This window comes from Cyanobium sp. BA20m-14 (assembly GCF_024346295.1).
Genome location: NZ_JAGQCR010000212.1, coordinates 1 through 5,459, shown reverse-complemented (window position 1 = coordinate 5,459; position 5,459 = coordinate 1). Strand labels below are relative to the sequence as shown.

Here is a 5,459-nt window from a genome sequence, read left to right as displayed (position 1 = left end):
TATCAGAGGGTGGTCATCACGTTCCGGCTGAAAAGGTGATCAGCCGTATCCCCCGACTGCTCAAAAATGTAAAGGCTTCATTGCCCCTTTGCGATCAAGTGCGTCTTGTTGATAATTCCTCTGCTGATAATCCGTTTTTGCCTGTAGCCACAATCATTGCTGGCCTTGAGCAGCGCTACCAAGATCCACTCCCGGATTGGGCCCTCGATCTGCTTAGGCCCTTGGGGGTGCCTCCTTCAGCATGAAGCCCACGCCGCGCACCGTCTGCATCAGGGTGGGTTGGCCCTCTCTCTCTAGCTTGCGGCGCAGCGCCCGTATATAGACATCAAGCACGTTGTCGTCGCCTACCCATTGTTCGCCCCACACCGCGTTGAGGATCGCTTCGCGGCTATGCACCTGATTGGGCTGACGCAGTAACAGGTGCAACAGCTCAAATTCCCTGCCGGTGAGGGTGATGCTTTCGCCGCCCCGGCTCACCTCCCGGCTGGCCGCAGTGAGCTGCAGATCCGCTAGCTGCAGTATTTCCGGCTCGCTGCTGGATTTGCTGGTGCTGCGCAGCCGTGCCCGTCCCCGGGCCAGCAGCTCCTCGATTGAAAAGGGTTTGGTGAGGTAGTCGTCGGCGCCGGCATCGAGCGCCTCCACCCGTTCGCGCACGTCGTCGCGGGCGGTGAGCATCAGCACCGGCGTGTGATCATCGCTGCCCCGCAAGCGCCGGCAGATCTCCACACCGCTGAAATCCGGCAGGGTCCAATCCAGCAGCAGCAGGTCCCAGGATTCGGCGCGGATCAACCCCAGGGCCTGCTGGCCGCTGGCCGCCTCCGTGCAGGCTTAGCCCTCGATCTCCAGCTCGGTGCGCAGAAACATCCGCAGCTCCGGGTCGTCGTCGACGATCAGTAGGCGGGGGCTGGGTATGAGTTTCACGGCAGCACCTTGGAGGCAAGTCCCTCAAGGCGCTGATCAGCCGTTAATAGCTGGGCTGCCTCTCGCCTGGCTAGGGCAAGGTAAAGACAATCGTAGACAGGATGGTCGAGGTGGCAGGCCAGTGCCAGTGCCTCCACCTGTAGGTGGCGATCCGGTTCGATTTGATCCACCAGATCGCGGGCATCCGCCAGCAGGGCCTGCGGATCAATTCCGTTGAGGTTGCCGCCGCGCTGCAGTTTCCACAAGGTGTTGGCTACTTCGCTCAACATCAACTCTGGTGCCAGGACCAGCGGGGCCTGTTTGAGTTGATCCAGCCACTTGGACCCCACCGGATCGCCCGTTATCACCCGGATCGCTGCAGAGGCATCCAGCACACAAGTCGGCATGGCGTCCATTAGCGCTCCCGGTCGGCCCGGACCAGATCTTCCGGGGACTGGGACCACTTCAGGGGCGGGCTCTGTGACCAGCGTTGTTCGATGCGCTCCAGGGCCGCTCGGCGCCGTAGACGGGGATCTCCGCCCGCCTGGGTTTCCAGGTCGGACAAGGCCTGCTGGCTGAGGCTGCGTTTGTGGGCCCGGGCACGCCGCTGCAGCAGCCGATGCAGTGGTTCGGGCAGGTCGCGAATCTGAAGCGACGGCATCGTCATCGTGTCGGGCTCGGTAAACACTTTAATGCAAGCGCATGCGTTATGCATGCACTTGCTTGGGCTCTCCAGCTACTGGCTGGCGCGTTCAGGGGCATGACCTGCCAAGCCTGCGGTGTCCGTGGCAATCAGCTCGAGGCTGGCCTGCCCGCCTGCCACGGCAACGGTGGTGAGGCGTTGGTCGAGGCTGGCCAGCACCCCTCCCTGTTGCACCGCCAGAGCTAGGAGATAGGTGTCGGTGATCTGGCCCGAGTCCACCAGGGCCCGGGGGTTGACATGGCTAAGGCCCAGCAGGCTCGGGGCGTCTGCCCAGAACCGGTGCTGCGGATGGCCAACCAGCTCCTCCAGGATCCGGCTCACCACCGCCGGCGATCCCGGGGAATTCGGGTAGCGGGGATGCCCCACGATCCGCAGGACTGCGTTCTGGGTGATCACACAACTGGCCCAGGGAGCTTCGCCCCGGCTGGAAAACCAGCGGTGGCAGCTCTCGTGGTGCACATGCCTTGGGTCGATTAAGGCGATTAGCACGTTGGCATCGAGCAGGGCAACAGGGATCACTCCCCGTCCTCCCGCAGGCTGTTGACGAGCTCAAGATCCACGGGGCCTCCGCTGGGTTGCAGGGGCAGCAACGGAAACCCATTGCGCTGCTCCGGCGGCGGGCTGCCGGGATCTGCTGGCCCTGGGGTGGTTAGGGCGCGGCGTAGCAAGTCGCTGATCACGTTCCCGATGGGTTGGCGCTGTTCGCGAGCCAGCACCCGTGCTGCTGAGAGCACGTCGTCATCCAGCCGCAGGGTGGTGCGCATCTGGTGTGAGGCATCAATCATCAACCTTAGCCGCGATCTTCAGCCTCGTTCTCAGCCCACCAATTTGTGCAGCTGGGCTGCGACCCCATCGCGATCGGGCGGGGCCATGTGTCCCAGGGTCTTCAGGATCAGGCGTTCATCCAGCGTGAACACCTTGAAGCGCACCAGGCAGGGCTGGGGCAGGCCGGCGGCCTGGTGGTGTTGGATCCTCCAATCCAGGGGTCACGCGGATTGTTTGGCCGACGTCACCATCGCCAGCAGCACGTGGCCTGAGGCGCGCTGGAAGTCGGGTGAAGACAGCACCACCGCCGGTCGCCGCTTCTGGGTGGCGCGATCCGTGAAGGGGAACGGCACCAGAACCAGCGAATGACGTTCCAACGGCTTCATAGCCCGGCGAAGGCTTCCTCATCCGCTGGGCTGCTCCACTCCTGCAGGCTGGCATCGAGGCTGCGTAAGTAGGCCAGGTCGAGTGGAGCAATTGCCCGCACGCGGACCGAGCCATCTTCCATCTCCCAGCTGAGTTGATCCGCCTGCCGCAGCCCCAAGGCTTCACGCACCGCCTTGGGTACGGTCACTTGCCCCTTGGCCGTATGGGTTGCGACCTCCATCACCCTCTCACCAATGCCCTCGGTATCCCACCCTAGGGCTGAGGTCTCCTTTCGGTAAGGAAGCCTTTCGGCTCGCATGGTCAGCTGGGCATGCTTGCTGGCATGCCAGTAAACTGGCTTTTGTGGCTGCTGAGGGCGTCGACCGTGAAAACCACCATCGATCTGCCAGACACACTGCTGCATCAGGCCAGGCAGCGCGCCTTGCATGAAGGTCGCCCCTTTAAAGACCTGGTTGCCGAGTTCATTCGCCAGGGATTGAGCCAGGTGGGTGCCAAGCCAGCAACCCGGCCAGGCAGTCCACTTGAGTTGGCGGCCGATGGCCTGCCGGTGTTCCGCCGCGATCCAGCTGTGGCGCCGCAAATCCCCTCGCTGCAGGAGCTTCTGGAGCTCGAGCACACCACCCTGGCGGCGGAGGACCAGCAGCGTGCCGGCTTCCCTGGTTGACACCAACGTGTGGTTGGCCGCCACTTTTGAAGGCCATCCCTGTCATCAAAGCGCCCGTCAGGAGCTCTTGGCTGCCACACCCGCCGATCCTTGGCTGTGGTGCCGGGCCACGCAGCAGAGTTTTTTGCGCCTAGCCAGCACCGCGGCCGTGTTTCGCTCGTGCGGAGTGGAACGAGCTACCAATGCCGATGCCATGGCAGCACTTGAGCAGTGGTTGGTGCTTCGGCAGGTGGCGTTTGTGGAGGAGCCGCCCGGGGTGATGGCCCACTGGGCCAGGTTGGCCGCTGTCGATCAGGTGGCCCCCAAGCGCTGGATGGATGCCTATCTGGCTGCCGTGGCCATTGCGGGCGGCTGGTGTTTGATCAGCTTCGATCGCGATTTCCGCAGCTTTCAGCCCCAGGGATTGGATCTGTGGCTGTTGCCTCACGCCGCCTAGCTGCGTAAGGTCGCGCCATGCTCCTATCGCTGCGCCGCGCCCCCAGCCTCTCGGCCCGCATGGCCCGCTGGGGGTTGGTGATCGTGGTGGCCTACGCCCTGGTGGCCCTGCTCACGCCGCTGCTGGTGCATGCCGGCTGGCTGGCCGATCCCAACTCCGGCTTGCAAAATCCGATCTACGCCCAGCCCTCGCTGAGCCACTGGTGCGGCACCGATCGTTTGGGCCGCGACGTGTGCGTGCGCACCCTGGCCGGCAGTGGCGTGGCCCTGCAGGTGGTGCTGCTGGCCCTGGTGATCGCCCTGCTGATCGGTGTGCCGCTTGGCATGGTGAGCGGCTACTTGGGCGGCTGGGTGGATCGGGTGCTGGTGCTGCTGATGGACACCCTCTACACCCTGCCGGTGCTGCTGCTCTCGGTTGTGCTGGCCTTCCTGCTGGGCCGGGGCCTGCCCAATGCCGCCGCCGCCCTTTGCGTCGTCTACATCCCCCAATACTTCCGGGTGGTGCGCAACCAAACCGCCCAGGTGAAGGCCGAGTTGTTTGTGGAGGCGGCCCAGTCGCTTGGCGCCGGCCCGATCTGGATCCTGCGCCGCTACCTGCTGCGCAACGTGATCACCTCGGTGCCGGTGCTGCTCACCCTCAACGCCGCCGATGCCGTGCTGGTGCTCGGTGGCCTCGGCTTTCTTGGCCTGGGCCTGCCCGAAACCATCCCCGAGTGGGGCGGCGACCTGCAGCAGGCCCTCACCGCCGTGCCCACCGGCATCTGGTGGACCGCCCTCTACCCGGGCCTGGCCATGTTTGTGCTGGTGCTGGGGCTGTCGTTTTTAGGTGAAGGCCTCGAGACCTGGCTCAGCGGTGGCAGCGCCCAGCGGACGGGATCCTGAAGCCCAGATCTTGAAAGCCCAGAGCAGAAGCCTGGCTCCTTCAGGGGCGCAGCTGCCTAAGCCAGGCTTCCAGCGGTTCACAGCGGATGCCATCGATCAGCAGCGGTTCTGGGCAAAAGGAGAGCAGCAAGCGCTCTGCCTCCGGGTAGTCCTCGCCGAAGGCCCGCAGCGCCTTGAGGTCGCTCCGATCGATGCGCCTGCTGTGTTTCACCTCGATTGCCATAAACAGGTCTGGGCCATACACAACGAAATCCACCTCCAATCCAGATCGGGTGCGCCAGAAGCTGAGTTGGGCCCCTCCTGGCCGCAGCTGGCAGAGCGCCCGCAGGTGCTGTGCCACCAGGGATTCCAGAGCGATGCCGCCAATCTCTTCCGGTGCATCAAGCGGGCCGCGGGGCCTGAGGGAGCGAAAAACTCCGGCATCGAAGCAGAAAAACTTCTGGTGCTGCACCAGCTGCCGCTGGGCCCGTCGTTGAAACACCGGTAGTCGAAAGCTGATCAACAGATCCACAAGAATTCCCAGATAGCTTTCGGCCCTTTTGCGGGGTATCTCGGTTTCCCGGGCCAGGTTTGCCAGGTTTAGTAATGAGCCCTGCGAAAAGCTAATCACCTCTAGAAACCTTGCGAAATCCCCGATCTGACGCACCAGGGCTTCTGCCTGCACCTCTTCTTGCAGATACAGCGAGGCATAGGCCGCCAGGGTTGCCTGGGGATCCACTGCCT

12 protein-coding genes and 1 pseudogene are annotated in these 5,459 nt (G+C 63.9%); 4 read left to right on the top strand and 9 right to left on the bottom strand.

The features are described 5' to 3' along the window. On the top strand, window positions 1–245 hold a 245-nt coding region (locus KBZ07_RS15600; protein ID WP_254932467.1), incomplete at its 5' end, for a hypothetical protein. On the opposite strand, the gene KBZ07_RS16385 is transcribed toward KBZ07_RS15600, so the two are convergent. From KBZ07_RS16385 to KBZ07_RS15565, 8 genes and pseudogenes are all read right to left on the bottom strand, one after another. Beyond that, the gene (locus KBZ07_RS16385) at window positions 214–477 is read right to left on the bottom strand and encodes a winged helix-turn-helix domain-containing protein (RefSeq protein ID WP_315860181.1); all 264 of its coding nucleotides are present in this window, start codon (window positions 475–477) and stop codon (window positions 214–216) included. The two genes, KBZ07_RS15600 and KBZ07_RS16385, sit on opposite strands and share 32 nt — an antisense overlap. Before the next feature lie 105 nt (window positions 478–582). Continuing rightward, window positions 583–810, bottom strand: a pseudogene (locus KBZ07_RS16380) (response regulator transcription factor); the annotation flags it as partial. Window positions 811–917: 107 nt separating this feature from the next. After that, window positions 918–1,316, bottom strand: coding sequence for a type II toxin-antitoxin system VapC family toxin (locus tag KBZ07_RS15590; protein ID WP_254932466.1), 399 nt, complete (start codon window positions 1,314–1,316; stop codon window positions 918–920). Further along, the gene (locus tag KBZ07_RS15585) at window positions 1,316–1,567 is read right to left on the bottom strand and encodes a FitA-like ribbon-helix-helix domain-containing protein (protein ID WP_254932465.1); all 252 of its coding nucleotides are present in this window, start codon (window positions 1,565–1,567) and stop codon (window positions 1,316–1,318) included. Before KBZ07_RS15585 ends, KBZ07_RS15590 begins: the two co-directional genes overlap by 1 nt. Before the next feature lie 69 nt (window positions 1,568–1,636). Beyond that, window positions 1,637–2,122: a TA system VapC family ribonuclease toxin gene (locus tag KBZ07_RS15580; RefSeq protein ID WP_254932464.1), complete on the bottom strand. Its 486-nt coding sequence runs from the start codon at window positions 2,120–2,122 to the stop codon at window positions 1,637–1,639. After that, window positions 2,119–2,388, bottom strand: coding sequence for a CopG family transcriptional regulator (locus tag KBZ07_RS15575; protein ID WP_254932463.1), 270 nt, complete (start codon window positions 2,386–2,388; stop codon window positions 2,119–2,121). The genes KBZ07_RS15580 and KBZ07_RS15575 overlap by 4 nt, the downstream gene beginning before the upstream one ends. 201 nt (window positions 2,389–2,589) lie before the next feature. After that, window positions 2,590–2,745, bottom strand: a complete 156-nt coding sequence (locus KBZ07_RS15570; RefSeq protein WP_254932462.1) for a type II toxin-antitoxin system PemK/MazF family toxin — start codon at window positions 2,743–2,745, stop codon at window positions 2,590–2,592. A gap of 5 nt (window positions 2,746–2,750) precedes the next feature. Beyond that, a complete protein-coding gene (locus KBZ07_RS15565; RefSeq protein ID WP_254932461.1) occupies window positions 2,751–2,975 on the bottom strand; it encodes an AbrB/MazE/SpoVT family DNA-binding domain-containing protein in 225 nt (74 codons plus the stop codon). 144 nt (window positions 2,976–3,119) lie between these two features. On the opposite strand from KBZ07_RS15565, the gene KBZ07_RS15560 reads away from it, so the two are divergent. Genes KBZ07_RS15560 through KBZ07_RS15550 form a run of 3 tightly spaced genes read left to right on the top strand, consistent with a single transcriptional unit; the run spans window position 3,120 to window position 4,736 of the window. After that, window positions 3,120–3,419, top strand: coding sequence for a hypothetical protein (locus KBZ07_RS15560; RefSeq protein ID WP_254932460.1), 300 nt, complete (start codon window positions 3,120–3,122; stop codon window positions 3,417–3,419). Next, window positions 3,400–3,855, top strand: coding sequence for a TA system VapC family ribonuclease toxin (locus KBZ07_RS15555; RefSeq protein WP_254932459.1), 456 nt, complete (start codon window positions 3,400–3,402; stop codon window positions 3,853–3,855). The genes KBZ07_RS15560 and KBZ07_RS15555 overlap by 20 nt, the downstream gene beginning before the upstream one ends. A 17-nt stretch (window positions 3,856–3,872) precedes the next feature. Next, window positions 3,873–4,736, top strand: a complete 864-nt coding sequence (locus tag KBZ07_RS15550; protein WP_254932458.1) for an ABC transporter permease — start codon at window positions 3,873–3,875, stop codon at window positions 4,734–4,736. 40 nt (window positions 4,737–4,776) lie between these two features. On the opposite strand, the gene KBZ07_RS15545 is transcribed toward KBZ07_RS15550, so the two are convergent. Next, window positions 4,777–5,459, bottom strand: a 683-nt coding sequence (locus tag KBZ07_RS15545; protein ID WP_254932457.1) for an ATP-binding protein, incomplete at its 5' end; no start/stop codon positions are given.

Coding starts and splice junctions, on each gene's coding strand:
- KBZ07_RS15585 (WP_254932465.1), bottom strand. CDS start 1,567: ATGACGATGCCGTCGCTTCAGATTCGCGACCTGCCCGAACCACTGCAT.
- KBZ07_RS15575 (WP_254932463.1), bottom strand. CDS start 2,388: ATGATTGATGCCTCACACCAGATGCGCACCACCCTGCGGCTGGATGAC.
- KBZ07_RS15590 (WP_254932466.1), bottom strand. CDS start 1,316: ATGGACGCCATGCCGACTTGTGTGCTGGATGCCTCTGCAGCGATCCGG.
- KBZ07_RS15565 (WP_254932461.1), bottom strand. CDS start 2,975: ATGGAGGTCGCAACCCATACGGCCAAGGGGCAAGTGACCGTACCCAAG.
- KBZ07_RS15550 (WP_254932458.1), top strand. CDS start 3,873: ATGCTCCTATCGCTGCGCCGCGCCCCCAGCCTCTCGGCCCGCATGGCC.